Genomic DNA, 751 nt, shown 5'->3' on the forward strand with positions numbered 1-751 from the left:
TAGTGCCCGTAATAAACCTCACTCCATGTTACGCTCTTAGCTCAATAAGAATTTGCTTTGAATCATTTTTTCTTCAGAAAGTCTCGGCTCAGCCTGGTATACATAACAATAACCATTTGTTTTCAATATGTTTAATCTTGGAGTTCTTCTGCTAACACTCGCCATTCTTTGACTTTATTGTGGAAGTGGATCCACTGTTTATCGGTCATGGACTTCGCTACGTTTAACGTCAATTGATCCACTAACCCAAGGTTGTGATCGATATTCTCGGATAGTTGCTCGCTATAATAGCTTTCCGGCTCGAACAATAACTGCATGAATACTTGTTGATAGACAACACTGTTGGACTGATTTTCAAAAAGGTATTCCAACTCTTGATATATTGAAGCGCGATAATTTCGCCAAAGTGGACTATTCAAAATCGTTTGCTGGGAAATTTGTTTTGCGTACCGTTTTTGATCGCTATTCAATTCCCCAATCCATTCTTCCATCCACTCATCTGTATTCTCTAAAATAATCTCTCTGATCTCTGCTTCGGTTTTATCCGCATATTTTGCGTTTCTTTCTTGATAGTCCTTTCTCACGTTTTGCAAAAACTCTTGTTGTTGCTTTGGCGTCAGTTGTAAGCTCAAAGAGAACTAATCTGGCGCCGATCTCGACACTATACGGTCATAATGCGCTTTCATTTTTTCTCGGTTTTGCTGCTAAAACGCAAGAGTAATATTGTTTGCATTAATATTCTCAAGCTCTT

The 751-nt window shown here is 38.5% G+C and carries 1 pseudogene; it reads right to left on the reverse strand.

Annotation, left to right across the window (positions count from 1 at the left end):
* Positions 1 to 131: 131 nt before the first annotated feature.
* Positions 132 to 751 (reverse strand): annotated as a pseudogene (locus R7E78_RS26270) (DUF6279 family lipoprotein); the annotation flags it as partial.

Source organism: Vibrio sp. YT-19(2023) (assembly GCF_033337395.1).